Origin of the sequence: Xanthomonas hortorum, assembly GCF_024339125.1 — a bacterium.
Taxonomy (GTDB): Bacteria; Pseudomonadota; Gammaproteobacteria; order Xanthomonadales; family Xanthomonadaceae; genus Xanthomonas; species Xanthomonas hortorum.
The window spans coordinates 1877097-1894103 of the sequence record NZ_CP101417.1; the positions used below are offsets into that span (position 1 = coordinate 1877097).

16 protein-coding genes are annotated in these 17007 nt (G+C 61.4%); all 16 read left to right on the forward strand.

Annotation, left to right across the window (positions count from 1 at the left end):
• The first annotated feature begins 40 nt into the window (after positions 1 to 40).
• The 16 genes from aroE (at position 41) to NMB96_RS07875 (ending at position 16936) form a co-directional block, all read left to right on the forward strand.
• Entirely contained in the window at positions 41 to 892 is an 852-nt protein-coding gene (gene aroE / locus NMB96_RS07800) for a shikimate dehydrogenase (protein WP_255086620.1), read from the forward strand.
• Position 893: 1 nt separating this feature from the next.
• Positions 894 to 1256 carry a hypothetical protein gene (locus NMB96_RS07805; protein WP_255086621.1) on the forward strand — a complete coding sequence of 121 codons (363 nt, stop codon included), beginning with the start codon at positions 894 to 896 and terminating at the stop codon, positions 1254 to 1256.
• Positions 1253 to 1480 carry a hypothetical protein gene (locus NMB96_RS07810; RefSeq protein WP_023905565.1) on the forward strand — a complete coding sequence of 76 codons (228 nt, stop codon included), beginning with the start codon at positions 1253 to 1255 and terminating at the stop codon, positions 1478 to 1480. Before NMB96_RS07805 ends, NMB96_RS07810 begins: the two co-directional genes overlap by 4 nt.
• 116 nt (positions 1481 to 1596) lie before the next feature.
• On the forward strand, positions 1597 to 3729 hold the full coding sequence (gene dinG, locus NMB96_RS07815) for an ATP-dependent DNA helicase DinG (protein ID WP_255086622.1): 2133 nt from the start codon (positions 1597 to 1599) through the stop codon (positions 3727 to 3729).
• A 148-nt stretch (positions 3730 to 3877) separates the two neighbouring features.
• A complete protein-coding gene (locus tag NMB96_RS07820; RefSeq protein WP_023905563.1) occupies positions 3878 to 5158 on the forward strand; it encodes a beta-barrel domain-containing protein in 1281 nt (426 codons plus the stop codon).
• A complete protein-coding gene (locus tag NMB96_RS07825; protein ID WP_023905562.1) occupies positions 5155 to 7341 on the forward strand; it encodes a peptidase domain-containing ABC transporter in 2187 nt (728 codons plus the stop codon). The genes NMB96_RS07820 and NMB96_RS07825 overlap by 4 nt, the downstream gene beginning before the upstream one ends.
• Before the next feature lie 19 nt (positions 7342 to 7360).
• On the forward strand, positions 7361 to 7528 hold the full coding sequence (locus NMB96_RS07830; protein ID WP_023905561.1) for a hypothetical protein: 168 nt from the start codon (positions 7361 to 7363) through the stop codon (positions 7526 to 7528).
• Positions 7529 to 7548: 20 nt separating this feature from the next.
• On the forward strand, positions 7549 to 8682 hold the full coding sequence (locus NMB96_RS07835; RefSeq protein ID WP_043889530.1) for an ATP-grasp domain-containing protein: 1134 nt from the start codon (positions 7549 to 7551) through the stop codon (positions 8680 to 8682).
• Complete coding sequence (locus NMB96_RS07840) at positions 8679 to 9293, forward strand: DUF6624 domain-containing protein (protein ID WP_043889529.1); 615 nt, start codon at positions 8679 to 8681, stop codon at positions 9291 to 9293. Before NMB96_RS07835 ends, NMB96_RS07840 begins: the two co-directional genes overlap by 4 nt.
• A 431-nt stretch (positions 9294 to 9724) precedes the next feature.
• A complete protein-coding gene (gene katB / locus NMB96_RS07845; protein ID WP_183086921.1) occupies positions 9725 to 11230 on the forward strand; it encodes a catalase KatB in 1506 nt (501 codons plus the stop codon).
• 59 nt (positions 11231 to 11289) lie between these two features.
• Positions 11290 to 11865 carry an ankyrin repeat domain-containing protein gene (locus NMB96_RS07850; RefSeq protein WP_023905557.1) on the forward strand — a complete coding sequence of 192 codons (576 nt, stop codon included), beginning with the start codon at positions 11290 to 11292 and terminating at the stop codon, positions 11863 to 11865.
• 455 nt (positions 11866 to 12320) lie between these two features.
• The gene (locus tag NMB96_RS07855) at positions 12321 to 12545 is read left to right on the forward strand and encodes a hypothetical protein (RefSeq protein ID WP_006452100.1); all 225 of its coding nucleotides are present in this window, start codon (positions 12321 to 12323) and stop codon (positions 12543 to 12545) included.
• Between the two features lie 546 nt (positions 12546 to 13091).
• Positions 13092 to 14096 (forward strand): tRNA dihydrouridine(20/20a) synthase DusA, encoded by a 1005-nt coding sequence (gene dusA, locus NMB96_RS07860; RefSeq protein WP_183086920.1) that lies wholly within the window; start codon positions 13092 to 13094, stop codon positions 14094 to 14096.
• A 374-nt stretch (positions 14097 to 14470) separates the two neighbouring features.
• Positions 14471 to 14737 carry a hypothetical protein gene (locus tag NMB96_RS07865; protein ID WP_006452098.1) on the forward strand — a complete coding sequence of 89 codons (267 nt, stop codon included), beginning with the start codon at positions 14471 to 14473 and terminating at the stop codon, positions 14735 to 14737.
• A gap of 70 nt (positions 14738 to 14807) precedes the next feature.
• Entirely contained in the window at positions 14808 to 15491 is a 684-nt protein-coding gene (locus NMB96_RS07870) for a response regulator transcription factor (RefSeq protein ID WP_002808458.1), read from the forward strand.
• 74 nt (positions 15492 to 15565) lie between these two features.
• Positions 15566 to 16936 (forward strand): ATP-binding protein, encoded by a 1371-nt coding sequence (locus NMB96_RS07875; RefSeq protein ID WP_255086945.1) that lies wholly within the window; start codon positions 15566 to 15568, stop codon positions 16934 to 16936.
• Positions 16937 to 17007 lie beyond the last annotated feature (71 nt).

The window sequence follows — 17007 nt, forward strand, 5'->3', positions numbered from 1 at the left end:
CCTAAAGTCGCGCACAGTCTAGTCAACCAGAGAACGTTTCATGCCCGTATCCCGTTATGCCGTGTTCGGTCACCCCGTCGCCCATTCGCTGTCGCCGGCCATCCATGCCGACTTCGGGAAGCAGACCGGCATCGCGCTGGACTACACCGCCATCGACGCGCCGCCGGAGGAGTTCACCGCCGCGCTGGAGCGCTTCGCCGAGGCAGGCGGCAAGGGCGCCAACGTCACGCTGCCGCTGAAAGAGGCCGCCTGTGCGTTGTCGGCCAGCCTGAGCGACCGCGCGCGGCTGGCTGGCGCGGTCAACACGCTGGTGCGCAACGACAGCCAGTGGCAGGGCGACAACACCGACGGCGCCGGCCTGGTGCGCGATCTCACCGACCGCCACGGGCTGGATCTGCGTGGTCGCCGCGTGCTGCTGCTGGGCGCCGGTGGCGCTGCACGCGGCGTGGCGCCGGCATTGCTGGAAGCTGGCATCACCGAAATGGTGGTGGTCAATCGCTCCCCCGAGCGCGCCGATGCGCTGTGCGATGCATTGGGCGAACCGGCGCGGGTGATGTCGCGCTACATCGAAGATCTGCGCGATCTGGGCGATTTCGAGCTGATCGTCAATGCCACGGCCGCCGGGCGCGATCGCGATGCCGGTGCGTTCTCGCTGCCGCTGGGTCTGGTCAATAGCCTCACCGCAGCGGTCGATCTCAACTATGGCGAAACGGCCATCGCGTTCCTGGCCTGGGCACGTGCGGCGCAATGCCGCTATGCCATCGACGGCCTGGGCATGCTGGTGGAACAGGCTGCCGAGAGTTTTGCGCTGTGGCACGGCGTGCGCCCGGACACCAACCCGGTCTACGCCGCGCTACGCGCGCGCGAGGCCGTCCTGATCAGCGCCGACTGAGGTGGGCAGCGTGACCACCACCGACATCCTGCTGACCCTGGTCACCAGTCTGCTGTCGCGCGTGCCGCTGTTGATCGCTTTGCTGTTGGGGCTGGTGCTGCTGTGGCGTGCCCAACGCGGGTCGCTGCGGCGCGCCGGGCTGGCCGCGCTGTGGGTGCTGCTGGGCTGTTTGCTGGCCGAAGTCGCCTTTCAGGCCATTCCGATGCTGTTGCTGCAACAAGGCAATGTGCGCCAGATCAGCATGGTGGTCGGTGTCGCACACTTCGTCCTGATGGCCGTGCAGGCCGTGGGCATCGGCGTGCTGGTGTGGACGCTGGCGCTCAGCCTGCAACGCTCACCGCCCGCAGCCAGCGAGCGGCCATGATTCCGATCAAGGCCCTGGGGCTGACCGTGGTCGGCCTGGTCAGCAGTGGCCAAGGCATGTGGACGCTGCTGTATCCAGACAACCTGGCGGCGGTCAACCGGGGCGGCAGCTTGTACGAACGCTTCGGGCCGACCGGTGTGGGCGCCGGCATGCTGGTCATGGGCCTGGCGATGGTGGTGATCGGCGTGGTGTGGGCGCGCTACGCCTGGCCGCGACGTACCTAGAGTGGCTAACAAACTGCGTAGTAGTTTTGATGGACACTCTTAGGTAAAGACAACCGCGTTCAGTTGTTCCGCACGCCGGTCGCAGCCGCTGCGCCGGTCCGTGCGAAAATAGCGCGATGAGTGAAGTCGCCCCACCGGCCGCGCCGTCGGCGCCCGTCCCTCCCCAGCGCAGCCTGACCGATCCGGTCAAGGCCAGCATCCGCGAGGCTTACGCCAAGCTGCAGGCCAACACGCCCGGCTTCGCCACGCGGCGGGCGCAGAGCCAGATGATCGGCCTGGTCTCGCGCGCACTTGCCACCTCCGGTGGCATCGGCATTGCCGAGGCGCCCACCGGCGTCGGCAAGAGCCTGGGCTACCTCACTGCGGGCGTGCCGATCGCCCTGGCCACCAAGAAAAAGCTGGTGATCAGCACCGGCACCGTGGCCTTGCAATCGCAGCTGGTGGAGCGCGACATCCCGGCCTTCCTCAAGGCCACCGGGCTGGAAGCGACCGTGGCACTGGCCAAGGGCCGCACGCGCTATCTGTGCACCCGGAATGCGGCTGAATTCGAAGGCGACACCAGCCAGAACGCCATGTTCGAAGACGAGCAGGCGCTCTACGACCGCCCGCTCAGTCCCGTCGATGCCGACCTGGCCAAACGTCTGGCCAAGGCCTACGCCGCGCGTACCTGGAACGGCGACCTGGATGACGCGCCCGAACAGGTCTCGGTACCGCTGCGCATGCGCATCACCACGCCTGCCTCCGGTTGTGCAGGCCGCCGCTGCAGCTACGCCGCGCAGTGCCCGGTGCTCAAGGCGCGCACCGATGTGCGCGAGGCGCAGATCGTGGTCACCAACCACGCCTTGTTGCTGTCGTCGCTGTCGCTGGGCGATGCCGAAAACGGCCAGCCGTTGATCGCCCCGCCCGCCGACATGCTGCTGGTACTCGACGAAGGCCATCACATCGCCGGCGTGGCGATCGACCAGGGTGCGGCCAATCTGCCATTGGACGAAATGGCCAGGCGTACCGGCCGGTTGCAGATCCTCATCGCCGCCGCGTACCGCGCCGTGGACAAGGACAAGCTCGGCAACCTGCTGCCCAACGAAGCGGTCGAGGTCGCCGCGCGCGTTTCCAAATTGCTCAAGGCCTTCCACACCGAAGTCGAACACGTGTGGAAGCCCGAGCCCGGCGAGCGCGATCCGCTGTGGCGCGCGGCCAACGGCAAGTTGCCGCCGCAGTGGGGCCCAGCGATCGAAGAACTCGGCGAAGAAACCCGCGCGCTATTCAACTGGGTGCATGCCGCACACAGTGCGATCGCCAAGGGCAAGCAGGACGATTCGGCGCGCGAACGCCTGCAGCGCAGTCTCGGCATGGCGCTGGAAATGGCCGAGCAGCAACACAATCTCTGGAGCGGTTGGCGACGCGAAGACAAGGAAGGCCAGCCGCCGATGGCGCGTTGGATCACCTTATCGCGCGATGGCGATCTGATCTGCCATTGCTCGCCGGTGTCGGCCGCGCAGATGCTGCGCACGATGATCTGGAACGAGGTGGATTCGGTGGTGATGACTTCGGCCACGCTCACCGGCGGCGGAGATTTTCAATCCTTCGCCATCGACAACGGTCTGCCCGATCACGCCGAAATGGCGTCGCTGGCCTCGCCGTTCGATCTGCCCAACCAGGCCGAATTGATCGTGCCCAATTTTCCGGTCACCCCAGACGATCGCGAAGGCCACCCGAAGGAAGTGGCACGTTATCTGGTGCGCGAACTCGATTGGACCTCCAAAGGCAGCATCGTGCTGTTCACCTCGCGCTGGAAGATGGAAAAGGTCGCCGACCTGATGCCGCTGGCGCAGCGCAACCGCGTGCTGGTGCAGGGCGAGGGCAACAAGTCGCAACTGATCACCGAACACCTGCGCCGCATTGCCGCCGGCGAGGGCTCGGTGCTGTTTGGCTTGAACTCGTTCGGCGAAGGGTTGGATCTACCAGGCGACGCCTGCACCACCGTGGTCATCACCCAGGTGCCGTTCGCGGTGCCGACCGACCCGCAGACCTCGACCTTGAGCGAATGGCTGGAAAGCCGCGGTCATAACGCCTTCAACCTGATCGCTATCCCGCACGCGCTGCGCACACTCACGCAATTTGCCGGCCGCTTGATCCGCAGTTCCAACGACCACGGCCGCGTGATCATTCTTGATTCACGCCTGCTGACGCGTCGCTACGGCAAACGCATTATCGACGCGCTGCCGCCGTTCAAGCGGGTGATCGGTTAGTTCAAGGCAGTTACTTTTTTCTGCTTTCGTGAGATCCCTGAAGGCGACATAGCGTTTTGAGATGTAATGGGCTTGACAGGGGCTGTTTCTCTGGATTAACTGGACCTGAAGGAAGTGGGTGCAGCCCTTAGCGAAACAGGAAGTGCATATGCCGGGCAGTTTCTTCAGGGAAGAAGTGTTGCGCGCACGCCGAGAAGCCTGGCTGACGCCGGTGCGCCTTGAGGCGCCGAGGTTCGGCTGGCCGTGTTTTGTCATTGCGGTGCTTCTTGTTATTACCGTGCTTGCGTTGCTGTGCTTCGGGAGTTTCACACGGCATGAAGCCGTCAATGGCGCATTGGTACCGGACCGTGGCGTGTTGACATTGACGCCGCTCAGCGCTGGTATGGTCGCCAAGGCATTCGTGGTCGAGGGAGCCACGGTACGGGCTGGTGACCCTGTGCTGGAAATTTCGGGAGAACAAGACAGCACATCGCTCGGGGACACACAGGCATCGGTCATCTCGCAGCTTGAGATAAAGCGCACCCGTCTGAATGCAGATATGCAGGCGCAGAATCAACTGTACGCTGCCCAGCAGCGCGACCTGCGTCGAAGGATCACCTTGCTGCAGGCGCAGGTCGACAACACCGCAGAACAAATCCGGTTGCAGCGCCAGCGCGCAGACAGTGCGCAGCGGCTCTATGAGCAGTGGGTAAGCGCCGCAGAAAAGGGAATATTGACCAAGGTGCAATTACTGCAGCAGCAGGACATCGCAATCCAGAACCAAGGTCAACTCAAAGAGCTGCAAAAGCATGCACTGGACCTGCGCGTGGAGCACTCTCAACTGCAATCGGAGCTGGAACAAAATCCTGCGACCTTGGAAGGAAAGCGCAACGAAATTGCCAGGCAGATTGCCGACGTCGCTCAATCTCTTTCAGAAAGCGAGGCACGCCGTTCCGTCGTCTTGCGCGCTCCCGCCGACGGAGTCATTGGAAACCTGTTCGTCCACGCCGGACAGCCGGTCAGCGCGCAACAGCCCCTCGTCACCTTGTTGCCCAAGAACATCACCTTGCGTGCCGAGCTCTGGGTGCCGTCCAAAGCAGTTGGATTCGTGACGCGTGGTGATCGCGTCCTTCTTCGCTATCAGGCGTTTCCGTATCAGAAGTTCGGCCGCCACGCAGGCCGTGTGGTTGAGGTCTCGCGTAGCGCGGTCACTTCGAAAGAGTTGTCATCGCTGCTGGGGCAACAGATAGAGGAGGCTCGCTATCGTGTCGTCGTTGAACTGGAAACGCAGCATATTGTAGCCAACGGAAGGAAGGAGCTGCTGCGTCCGGGCATGGTGCTGGATGCCGACATACTTCTGGAGAAGCGCAAACTGATCGAATGGATGTTTGAACCCGTCTACGAAATGACGGCGCGTTTCTTGGATGATCCGGCCGGGAAACGCGCATGATCGACACCGCATCCGTCCACCAGTTATTGTCGAGCCGCGCGCAGATCGTCCCGGTGATGCAGACAGAGGCGGCCGAATGCGGTCTTGCCTGTCTGGTCATGGTCGCCGGATACCACGGCGACAGAATCGATCTCGCTCAGGTCCGGCGGCGGTTCAATATCTCGCTAAGAGGCGTGCGGCTCGAGCGGCTGGTACAGATCGGTCGCGCCATGGGCCTGGATGTCCGGGCAATGCGAGCCGAGCCTGACTATCTGCAAGACCTAAAACAACCATGCATCCTGCATTGGGACATGTCGCACTTCGTCGTCCTGGAGCGCGTCGCGCGAGGTATTGCGCTACTCCACGACCCTGCGCGAGGGACGCTGCGGTTACCGATATCCGAGGTCGGCAAACATTTCACTGGCGTCTTGCTGGAATTGCAGCCCGGCGCAGACTTCCGGCCTTCCGTTGAGGCGCCGCGGGTGTCCTTGCGGTCCCTGACAGGGCGCATTTTTGGCCTTAGGCGCGGATTGCTGCAGATCTTCGGCTTGGCATTGGCGATCGAGGTGCTTGCGCTGCTTTTGCCTTTCCAGATGCAGTGGGTTATCGACCACGTGTTGGTCTCAGCGGATATGCAGCTGCTCAAGATACTGACCATTGCCTTCTTGCTTACTGTCGTTTTCCAGACCATCTTGACAGTCGCGCGGAGCTGGATCGTCAGTTGGCTTGGCGCGTCATTGAATACGCAATGGATCACCAACTTGTTCGGCCATCTGATGCGGCTTCCGCTCGAGTACTTCGAGAAGCGGCATATGGGCGATGTGTTGTCGCGCTTTTCTTCATTGAAATCCATTCAGACCACATTGACCGGCAGTTTTGTGGAGGCGATGCTCAATGGGCTGACGGGGTGCCTGGCCGTGGTGATCCTGATGGCCTATAGCCCGCCACTCACAGGCCTGGTGCTGGTTGCTTTTGCCCTGTATCTGGGCTTGCGTCTGGCGTGCTACCGGCTGCAGTTCGTGATCAGCCGTGATCAGTTGGCATATGCGGCACGTCAGCAGAGCGAACTGATGGAGTCGGTTCGGGGCATCCAGGCGATCAAGCTTGCCAACAAGCAAGGGCTTCGCCAGGGCAGATTGTTCAGTGCCACAGCACAGAGCGTGCGTCTGGAAATGCAGACACAACGTTTTGGTCTTGCATTCAATGCGCTCAATCAGGGGCTGTTCGGGACGCAGAGAGTGTTTCTCATCGCCATCGGCGGTTACTTGGCGTTGAATGGAACATTGTCGGCCGGCATGCTCGTTGCCTTCCTGGCATACGCGGATCTTTTCACCAGCAGGGCTGCGGGCTTGGTCGACAAGTTCATCGAACTCAAGATGCTGCGTCTGCATGCCGAGCGGATCGCCGATATCGCCACGACTGCGCCGGAGCTGGATGAAATCTCCAGCTACAGCGGCCCGGAGCCCGCTCCCGAGATTTGGGTCAAGGGACTGAGTTTCCGCTATTCGGACGACGATCCATGGGTCATACGCAATCTCGATCTGCGCATCGAGGCGGGTGAGTCGGTTGCCATCGTGGGCCCCAGCGGCTGTGGCAAGTCCACCTTCGCCAAGTTGCTGCTGGGCCTGATCGAGCCGACCGAAGGAACCATCGAGGTCGGTGGAGTCGATATCCGCAAATTCGGACTGGAAAACTACAGGGCCATGGTGTCGGCAGTCATGCAGGATGATCAGCTGTTTGCCGGATCGTTGGCTGACAACATCGCATTCTTCGATCCGGATTCGAATATCGAGCGGATCGCCAGCGCTGCGCAGCTGGCGGCAATCCATGACGATATCGCCAGGATGCCAATGGGATACGAATCTCTTGTCGGCGACATGGGTTCGATCCTGTCGGGTGGTCAACGCCAGCGCGTCATCCTGGCGCGTGCTTTGTACCGGCAGCCGAAGATCCTTGTGCTGGACGAGGCCACCAGCCATCTGGATTCCATCAGAGATCAGGTGGTCAACGCGCATATCAAGGCGATGAAAATGACCAGGATCATCATCGCGCACCGGCAGGAAACGATCGCCTCTGCCGACCGCAGGATATCGCTTGTCGCCGATTCGCGAGACAAGCAGGCTGCCAGTCATGGCGCCGAAAGACTTGATGCCAGTGATGGTGTCGAGAAGCACGTCGGCAATCTCGCCGGCGAACTACCCTGAAGCAGCCAAGGAGTAAGTAATGGAAAACTTTGAACTCATGGAAAACTCGCGTCCCGTCGCTCAGCGCTTCGCACGTGAGATGACTCAGGAAGAAGTCAGTGCTGTGTCCTGCGGTGGTGCTGGCGATACGTTAGTCATCATCATTGTCGAGGCCATCGACACCGAAACGATCATTATCGTCAGCTAAGCGTCCCCCGGCATGGCGACATGCAGATGTCGCCATGCTCCTGTCGCGCTTTGGAATGTGTTGCGTCTATGGATGAAAATATCAGAAATGTGTTGATCGTCGCTCCGCGCAGCGACACGCATGCGTCCACAATTTCCGCGATGATCGCCGCATCGGGACATGCTGTCAGTCTGTTGGATACGGGACAATGGCCGTGTGGTCTCGACAGGTCCTTGCTGTATGGTCCGCAAGGAGTGAGTGTTGTTCGAGATGGTGCTCCTATTGTCTACGATGCGGCGTGGAGCCGCCGGTTGTTGTTCAATAAATCGGCGCCTGCGCATGTCCACGATCAGGACATAAAATTTATCAGGACCGAAGGGTTGCTGTTCGATCTGGGAGCAGTGGCCCTGCTTGCCGCCCGGCATGGTGTGAAGCGCTGGGTCAATGCGCCTCTGGTTGCACTCGCCGCCGATCAGAAGCCGCTGCAACTCGCCGCGGCACTGGCCAGTGGTCTGTTGGTGCCGGAGACCTTGATTAGTCACCGTCCCGACGATATTCATGCCTTTCGTCAAAAACATGCCGACGGTGTCGTCGTCAAGCCGTTCAATGTCGGTGCATGGGCAGATGGTGAGAACTACAGCGTCTCCTATGCGACACGTATTTCTCCCCAAGAGCAGCTGGCGGATGCGGATCTGCGCGCGTGTCCGACGACATATCAGCAGGTTGTCAGTCATCAAGGGGACCTGCGGGTGGTCTGCATGGGGGGCGAGTACTTCTGCATGCAGATGCGTCATTCCCTGGTGGGTGAGATCGACTATCGCGCTGTCAGGCATAAGACGACCATGCACTACGAGTGGGTGTCTTTGTATCCCGGCTTGCAGGAAAAGCTGGATGTGCTTCGATCGGCGTTGGGTGTCGACTTCTTCTGCGCGGATTTTGTCGTCCCTATTGCTGGAGGTGAGCCGGTATTTCTTGAGCTCAACCCGGGTGGACAGTTTCTCTATCTGGACGACAAGTCGCCTGGGATGGACATCGCGGGCAAGTTTTGTTCGTTCCTGGTTTACGGGAAAACAAGCAGGTATCAGGAATTTTTACGCTTAGAAAAACAGTCAAAAGCTGTTCAGGGCAAGGTTGGGATCGAGAGCTTTCCAGAATCGGGGGTTGCGTGCTCATGAAAGTTGTGATGCTAGGAATGCTGCTGTGGCAGCTGGCAACAATGGGACATGCCGTTGCCGGAACGGGCCATAGTTCGCAGCCGGACCACCAATCTATGAATGCCGCCTACCGCGAACAATTGCTAGCACTGGCCGATGCCGATCAGAAGATTCGTCAGCAGATTCGCGGTGCCTTCACGGTGCAACAGCTGCAGGCCAATCAAGGCGCAGCGAAAGAAATGGCAACGCGTCTGGTTGCGTCGCAACGGGAAAACCAAGCTGCGCTATCTGCATTGATTGAGAAATTCGGCTTTCCCGATGTCGCTTTGGTCGGCGAAGACGGTGCGCATGCCGGTTTTCTGGTCGCGCAACACTCCACTGACCGCAAGTTCCGCGATGAGTTCCTGAAGAATATCGAGGTTGCAGCGGCGGGCGGTTCTTACAGCACTGCGGACATGGCATTGTTCGTGGATCGCAATCTGATCATGTCGGGCAAACCGCAACGCTATGGCACCCAGCGCAAGGCGGACGGCAGCCTGTTCGAGCTGGAGGATCCTGCGCGACTAGCGCAGAGAAGGGCAGAAATCGGCTTGCCGGACGAACAGAGCGGTTCGGGTGGTCTTGAACCATGAGCGATATCCAAGTAGCAATGGGATGGCTTCTGATCAACGTAATGGGTCGCGCGTGCATGGTTGGATCGAATGCCTTGCGAGGCCTTGGTTCTTAGGTTTCCACTAGGCGATGAAATGGGATCCTGTGTGTACTTTGCACCGCATGCTGTCGCTGGTTCCTAAGTCTGCCAAGCTTTTGCACCACAGTATTTTTTGCAGGCGCCAATCCAGCGTGTGCTCCGCTGTAAATCAGGCTTCGTCAGCGCATGCATGACACAAGCGGCATGATCTTCAACGTGCTGCCACTTTGTAATGCGATGCATATCACGCTACACAGTCATCATCATGTTCGCCTATCGCTGCGATCATAACTAACGACTTCTCACACTTCGGCCTGCTGGCCATGATTCAGTTCCTTCAAACGAGCTGACGCCATGCGCCCTGGATCCCTCATGGTGCTAGCCCTGCTAGCCCCGACGCTGATCGCCCCGCCGGTCTTCGCCCAATCCGTTCTGACCCGCGACAATGGCGCCAAGGTCGGTGACAACCAGAATTCTCAGACTGCCGGCCCGACCGGCCCGGCCTTGCTGCAGGACGTGCAGCTGATCCAGAAGCTGCAGCGCTTCGATCGCGAGCGCATCCCCGAGCGTGTGGTGCATGCCCGCGGCACCGGCGTCAAAGGCGAGTTCACCGCCACTGCCGATCTGTCCAGCCTGACCAAGGCCAAGGTGTTCAGCGCCGGCGAAAAGACCCCGGTATTCGTGCGCTTTTCCTCGGTTGTGCACGGCAACCACTCGCCGGAAACGTTGCGCGACCCGCACGGCTTCGCCACCAAGTTCTATACCAGCGAAGGCAACTGGGATCTGGTCGGCAACAACTTCCCCACCTTCTTCATTCGCGATGCGATCAAGTTCCCCGACATGGTCCACGCGTTCAAGCCGGACCCGCGCACCAACCTGGATGACGATTCGCGCCGTTTCGATTTCTTCTCGCACGTGCCCGAAAGCACGCGCACGCTGACGCTGCTGTATTCCAACGAAGGCACGCCCGCTGGCTATCGCTTCATGGACGGCAACGGCGTGCATGCCTACAAGCTGGTCAATGCGCAGGGTGAAGTGCACTACGTCAAGTTCCATTGGAAGACGCTGCAAGGCATCAAGAACCTCGATCCCAAGCAGGTTGCCGCGGTCCAGTCCAAGGACTACAGCCACCTGACCAACGATCTGGTCGGTGCGATCAAGAAGGGCGACTTCCCGAAGTGGGACCTGTACGTGCAGGTGCTCAAGCCAGAAGACCTGGCCAAGTTCGATTTCGATCCGCTGGATGCCACCAAGATCTGGCCGGATGTGCCAGAGCAGAAGGTCGGCCAGATGGTGTTGAACAAGAACGTGGACAACTTCTTCCAGGAAACCGAGCAGGTGGCGATGGCGCCGGCCAACCTTGTGCCGGGTATCGAGCCGTCTGAAGACCGTCTGCTGCAGGGCCGTATCTTCTCCTACGCCGACACGCAGCTGTATCGCATCGGTACCAACGGCCTGAGCCTGCCGGTCAACCGCCCGCGTGTGGCCGTCAATAACGGCAACCAGGATGGCGAAGCCAACACCGGGCACACCACCAGCGGCGTGAATTACGAGCCGAGCCGCCTGGAGCCGCGTCCGCAGGACACCGCTGCGCGTTACAGCGAGCTGCCGCTGTCGGGCACCACCCAGCAGGCCAAGATCACCCGCGAGCAGAACTTCAAGCAGGCTGGCGAGTTGTATCGGTCCTACAGCAAGAAGGATCGTGCCGACCTGGTGCAGAGTTTTGGCGAGTCGCTGGCCACCACCGACACCGAGAGCAAGCATCTGATGCTGTCGTTCCTGTACAAGGCCGACCCCGAATACGGCACCGGCGTGACTCGTGTTGCCAAGGGTGACCTGGCCCGCGTCAAGCAGTTGGCCTCCAGCCTGCAGGACTGATCCACCCGACGGCATCGCGGCCTGTGCCGCGGTGCCGTCCTCGTTTTCGGGAGAGCCACATGCGCACCCTGCTATTTCTGATGCTCGGCACCTTGTCTGCGGTTGCCAACGCTGCTTCACCCGCTTCTGTCCCTGCCAATACCACGAATGCGACCACCAACCCGGTGCAGATCAAGCTGCAGTTGCGCGAGTATTTTTTCGATGCGGCACGCGAAGGTCGGCAGGACATGCTCGCCGAGTTCATCCGCTCGCATTACGACCTCAACACTCGCGACGAGAAGGGCTACACAGCCTTGATCCTGGCCGCCTATCACGGCCAGCGCCCGGCGGTGGAGCAGTTGCTCAATGCCGGCGCCGACCCATGTGCGCAGGACAAACGCGGCAACACTGCGCTGATGGGCGCCATCTTCAAGGGCGAGCTGGGCATCGCCAAACGGTTAATGCAGGCCGATTGCGCCCCGGACCAGCGCAACAATGCCGGCCAGACCGCGGCCATGTACGCGGCACTGTTTCAACGCACCGATGTCCTCAAGGATCTGGCTGCCAAAGGCGCAGACCTCAGCCTCAAGGACGGGCAGGGCAACGATGTGACCAAGCTGCAACGCGGCGAGTTCGCCACCGCGCCGGCGCGCTGAGCGCGCCTTTCCTGCTTGCCGGTCGGGTCCTACCCCAGTCAGCACCTCGACGAGCCGTGACAAGCGCGGTGAGCGGCAACCTGCTAGCTAGCCCCGCGCGGTCGTCCCACATCTGTCACGTCGGTTGCCTGCACCCGGCCATGGGCCGGATGTTCGGCTAAAGATCCGCGCATCAATCGCAGCTGCCGAAGCCGCCCTTTGGCGGCACCATCCGCCCCGTGTCGCCCCGCCGGTTTTCTGCCGCGCGTGCGTTGGAACTCTGGCGGAGGTGGTGATTTTTCTGCCAGTACGTCAGGAGTTTTCTGACGCTGAAACCTTTGTGCGCCAAGGCTTTGACATAAATCTGAGCGCGCGCTGACTTGCTTGAAATTCATTGGAAAAAACCGCAGAAAACAGTTCAAGAAAGCGCTGGCAACGCCGATGCTGAAGCTATCGCACCTTGGAACCCCCGGACCATGAAGCTCGATCCTTCCATCCCTTTCCTGATGTCCCTGCTCGCCATGGTGCTGTGCACCGCCACCGCCGTCGTGGCGCTGGTGTTTGGCCAGGTGCATGTCCTCGCCACCTCGTGGAGCTTCTACACCGTGCTGGGCACTGCCCTGATCACGCTAGTCGCCTCCTACCACGCACTCGGCAAGCCGCTGACTGCCGAAGAGCGCGTCGGTTTCCGCAACCCGTAAGCATTGCTCGCGTCCAGGCGACGCGCGCAATCGCGCTGACGCCAGCAGTGGACGCAAGAAATCCCGCTTGTAAGCAATGATGTAGCGCGTTCGCTCGACAGGGGCGGACGCCGCCAGGGACGGCAGCATCCTGCTCGGCGAACGCTACACCCACTGCCAGACTCAGCCGGCCAAACTGGCCCACGCCACCGCTGAGACGGCGCGATGCCAGCAAATAGCGATGCCGCTCGACAGCGCTAGGATTTGGCGAGCTGGAACAAAAACAGCGCTAGCGCGATGTCGTTCTCCGCTCCGACGGCAGATGTGGCCGTGATGCTGGGTGCCGAAGCGCGCATCCAACGCAATCCATAACGCTCACATCGTCTCGAATTCTGCCTGTCGATACGCTGTCGATCGCATGACGCTGCGAACAGCTGATCCTCCAGCAAGATCTGACAGCCAAGAGCTTCGGCATGGCTCATGCGCTGCGGCAGATTCATCGGTGCCCGTGTAAGCTGTTGATCCTGCTCCGCATTCCGATGGCCGCTCACGGCGGCCAACTTGTTGATGACCGCTTCCGCCGATCGTTACGCCGCCTCCTTGCGTCTGTCCGTCGCCCCGATGATGGACTGGACCGACCGCCATTGCCGGGTCTTCCATCGCCTGCTGGCGCCCTCCGCACGGCTGTACACCGAGATGGTGCACGCCAACGCGGTGATCCATGGAGATCGCACGCGGCTGATCGGCTTCGATCCGGTCGAACATCCGCTCGCCCTGCAATTGGGCGGCAGCGAGCCGGCCCTGCTGGCGCAGGCGGCTGCGATTGCGCAGGAGTGGGGCTATGACGAAATCAATCTCAATTGCGGCTGCCCGTCCGATCGCGTGCAGGCCGGGCGTTTTGGCGCCTGCCTGATGCGCGAGCCGGCGCTGGTGGTCGAGTGCGTTGGCGCCATGTGCGCGGCAACCACGCTGCCGGTCACGATCAAGTGCCGCCTGGGCGTGGACGACGATGACGACTATCTGGTGTTCGCCAGTTTTGTCGATCAAGTCGTCGCGGCCGGCGCTGCCATGGTGGTGGTGCATGCGCGCAACGCCTGGCTCAAGGGCTTGTCGCCCAAGGAAAACCGCGAGGTGCCGCCGCTGCGCTACGACTGGGCCTATCGCCTCAAGCAGGAGCGCCCCCAACTGCCGGTGGTTATCAACGGTGGCATCGCTGCGGTGGACGCCGCGCTGGAACACCTGCAACACACCGACGGCGTCATGCTCGGCCGTGCGGCCTACCACGACCCTTATGTGCTGCATTGCCTGGACGCGGCACTGAATCAGCGCCCGGAACAATCGCGCGAGGCATTGCTACGCGCGCTGCAGCCCTATGTAGAGTCCCAGCTGGAGCAAGGGCTGGCGCTGAAGCACATCACCCGACATGTTCTGGGACTCTTCCATGGGCAGCCCGGCGGACGCGCATTCCGCCAGGTGCTGAGCGAGGGCGCACACCGCCCCGGCGCCGGATGGGACCTGGTCGAGCAGGCATTGCAGCGCACCGACACGCACGCCTGGCGCGTTGTCGCCTGAGAGTGGTCCGGCACTTGCATGGCCTGAACCAGCTCTTGAACGGCCACAATTGTTAGCTCACAACGCGGCAGCCACAACCGCGAGAGCGAGCGCAGGCAAGGCTTTTGGCCTCAAACGGCGTTCATTTCACTGAACCGCGTTAACACGAAGCTAAAAAGTTCAGATCGGATTCACCCCCCAAAATCAAGAATTTGGGTCTATTCTCGGGCTCGACCACGCTGTGACGCATGGCCGGTTTCACGAATTTTGAATGTTCCTGAACAACCCGCTAGGATTCGTTTGTGACCCAGCCGTTCTGCCGCGCTAGCCATGTTGTTCTGGTTGCCCTTTGGGTCGCCACGGCAGCGCCGTCGGCATGGTGTCAGGGATATCCGATGGGGCATTCGGGCCGTGAGGCGTTACCGCCCTCAGCCCGCGGCAACGGGCGCACGCTGTCGGACACCATTCGGCAGGTGCAGCGGTCCACCGGTGGACAGATCCTCAGCGCCGAACGTGTGCCGTTCGACGGTGGCAATCTCAACCGGGTCAAGTACATGTTGGACGGGCGCGTGCACACCGTTTACGAATCGGAACAGATGCAGCCCCCGCCGCCGCGTCGCCCGGCGCCGCCAGATGCGCCACCACGCGACGATAACCAGTAAACGTAGATAGTTCTGCGTTCAGTCTTATAAATTCCCCGGCACCCGCCGACAACGTAACTAGGGAGAGTGCATGCGTATCCTTTTGGTCGAAGACGAAGCTCCGCTGCGCGAGACACTTGCCGCGCGCCTGAAGCGTGAAGGCTTTGCTGTCGACGCTGCACAAGATGGCGAAGAAGGTCTGTACATGGGCCGCGAAGTGCCGTTCGACGTCGGCATCATCGACCTCGGCCTGCCCAAGATGTCGGGCATGGAGCTGATCAAGGCGTTGCGCGATGAGGGCAAGAAATTCCCGGTGCTGATCCTGACCGCGCGTTCGAGCTGGCAGGACAAGGTCGAAGGCCTCAAGCAGGGCGCCGACGATTACCTGGTGAAGCCGTTCCATGTCGAAGAGCTGCTGGCGCGCGTCAACGCGTTGCTGCGGCGCGCGGCAGGCTGGAGCAAGCCGACCCTGGAGTGCGGCCCGGTCGCTTTGGATCTGGCAGCGCAGACGGTGAGCGTCAATGGCGCCAATGTCGACCTGACCAGCTACGAGTACAAGGTGCTCGAGTACCTGATGATGCATGCCGGCGAACTGGTCTCCAAGGCCGATCTGACCGAACACATCTATCAGCAGGATTTCGATCGCGATTCGAACGTGCTGGAAGTGTTTATCGGTCGCCTGCGCAAGAAGCTCGATCCCGACGGTGAGCTCAAGCCGATCGAGACCGTGCGTGGTCGTGGCTACCGCTTCGCCATCCCGCGTACCGAAGGCTGAGTCCGCGCGTCGGCAAACAGGAAGATAGGGTGTCGGTGCGCTCCAAGTGGTACAAACGCTGGCGGCCGCGCTCCTTGCAGGCCCGCCAGCTGTTGGCTGCCAGCCTCAGTCTGGTGGCCTTCCTGGCGCTGGCAGGCTATGCGCTGGATGTGGCGTTCGCCGACACTGCCGAAAAGAATCTGCGCGAGCGGCTGAAGAACTACGCCTCGGCGTATGCCGCCAATATCGATTTCGTCCGCGATGGTTCGCTGTATATCGGCGGCCAGCCGCCGGATCCGCGTTTCGACGTGCCCGGCGGCGGGCTGTATGTCGAAGTCGTGCGCCCGGATGAGAGCTGGACGTCGATGTCGGCCGAGGGCCCCAACATTCCGCACGGGCGCATGCTCGAGCCGCGCCAGGAAGAGTTCATCGGCCCGCTGGAGATGACTCAGATCGACGGCAGTCTGGGCGAGCTGTACCGGTATGGCCTGGGCGTGAGCTATGTCGAACGCGAACACGGCGGCGAGATTCCGTACACCATCTACGTGATGGAAGACGCGCGCTCGATGGGCGCGCAATTGCGCGTGTTCCGTGGTGCGGTGTGGTTCTATCTCGGTAGTGCCGGCGTGGTGCTGTTGGTGCTGCAGGCCTTCATTCTGCAGTGGAGCCTGCGACCGCTGCGGCGGGTCATCAACGAGTTGACCAAGGTGCAGCGCGGCGAAATCCAGCGCATGAGCGAGCAGCATCCGCGCGAACTGGAGCCGCTGACCGAAAGCATCAACGCCTTTATCGAAAGCGAGCGCGACAACCTGGATCGTCAGCGCAATACGCTTGCCGATCTGGCACACAGCCTCAAGACGCCGATTGCCGTGTTGCGCACCCAACTGGACAGCGGTCAGTCCGAGCGCGATCTGCACAAGGAAATGGACGTGCAGCTGCGGCGCATGAACGACCTGGTGTCTTACCAACTCGCACGTGCGGCTTCCAGCGGGCACAAGCTGTTTGCCGCGCCGTTGCCGATCGAGTCGACCGCCGAAGAAATCGTGCGCGGTCTGGAGAAGGTGTATTCGGTCAAAGGCGTGCTGTGCGAATTCGATATTTCGCCTGAAGCGCGTTTCCATGGTGAGCCGGGCGATCTGCAGGAGCTGCTTGGCAATCTGCTGGAAAACGGCTTCAAGTGGGCGCGCAGCCGCGTGCTGTTGACTGCGCAGCCAGGTCCCACCACCGGGAGCCGCCGCGCCGGATTGATCCTGTCGGTGGAAGACGATGGTCCCGGCATCGCGCCGGAGGATGTGGCCAAGATTCTGCAACGTGGCGTGCGTGGCGATGAGCGCGTGCAGGGTCACGGCATCGGCATGTCGATCGTGCAGGACCTGATCAAGGCCTACCGCGGCGAATTGCAGGTGGTGCGCTCGCAGGAACTGGGCGGCGCCCGCTTCGATGTGACCTTGCCGCCGGGACTGTGACCGGCATGCGTTGCGGGATGAACCCGTGGCCAATGTCGCGCCACGCTCCGACAACCGTTTAACGCCTCACG

What these genes read in the sequence shown, in the direction of transcription:
- NMB96_RS07840 (WP_043889529.1), top strand. Translation starts at nt 8,679, where the DNA reads ATGAAAGTTGTGATGCTAGGAATGCTGCTGTGGCAGCTGGCAACAATG.
- NMB96_RS07850 (WP_023905557.1), top strand. Translation starts at nt 11,290, where the DNA reads ATGCGCACCCTGCTATTTCTGATGCTCGGCACCTTGTCTGCGGTTGCC.
- NMB96_RS07835 (WP_043889530.1), top strand. Translation starts at nt 7,549, where the DNA reads ATGCAGATGTCGCCATGCTCCTGTCGCGCTTTGGAATGTGTTGCGTCT.
- NMB96_RS07820 (WP_023905563.1), top strand. Translation starts at nt 3,878, where the DNA reads ATGCCGGGCAGTTTCTTCAGGGAAGAAGTGTTGCGCGCACGCCGAGAA.
- NMB96_RS07830 (WP_023905561.1), top strand. Translation starts at nt 7,361, where the DNA reads ATGGAAAACTTTGAACTCATGGAAAACTCGCGTCCCGTCGCTCAGCGC.
- NMB96_RS07870 (WP_002808458.1), top strand. Translation starts at nt 14,808, where the DNA reads ATGCGTATCCTTTTGGTCGAAGACGAAGCTCCGCTGCGCGAGACACTT.
- dusA (WP_183086920.1), top strand. Translation starts at nt 13,092, where the DNA reads ATGACCGCTTCCGCCGATCGTTACGCCGCCTCCTTGCGTCTGTCCGTC.
- NMB96_RS07810 (WP_023905565.1), top strand. Translation starts at nt 1,253, where the DNA reads ATGATTCCGATCAAGGCCCTGGGGCTGACCGTGGTCGGCCTGGTCAGC.
- dinG (WP_255086622.1), top strand. Translation starts at nt 1,597, where the DNA reads ATGAGTGAAGTCGCCCCACCGGCCGCGCCGTCGGCGCCCGTCCCTCCC.
- NMB96_RS07825 (WP_023905562.1), top strand. Translation starts at nt 5,155, where the DNA reads ATGATCGACACCGCATCCGTCCACCAGTTATTGTCGAGCCGCGCGCAG.
- NMB96_RS07855 (WP_006452100.1), top strand. Translation starts at nt 12,321, where the DNA reads ATGAAGCTCGATCCTTCCATCCCTTTCCTGATGTCCCTGCTCGCCATG.
- aroE (WP_255086620.1), top strand. Translation starts at nt 41, where the DNA reads ATGCCCGTATCCCGTTATGCCGTGTTCGGTCACCCCGTCGCCCATTCG.
- katB (WP_183086921.1), top strand. Translation starts at nt 9,725, where the DNA reads ATGGTGCTAGCCCTGCTAGCCCCGACGCTGATCGCCCCGCCGGTCTTC.
- NMB96_RS07865 (WP_006452098.1), top strand. Translation starts at nt 14,471, where the DNA reads ATGGGGCATTCGGGCCGTGAGGCGTTACCGCCCTCAGCCCGCGGCAAC.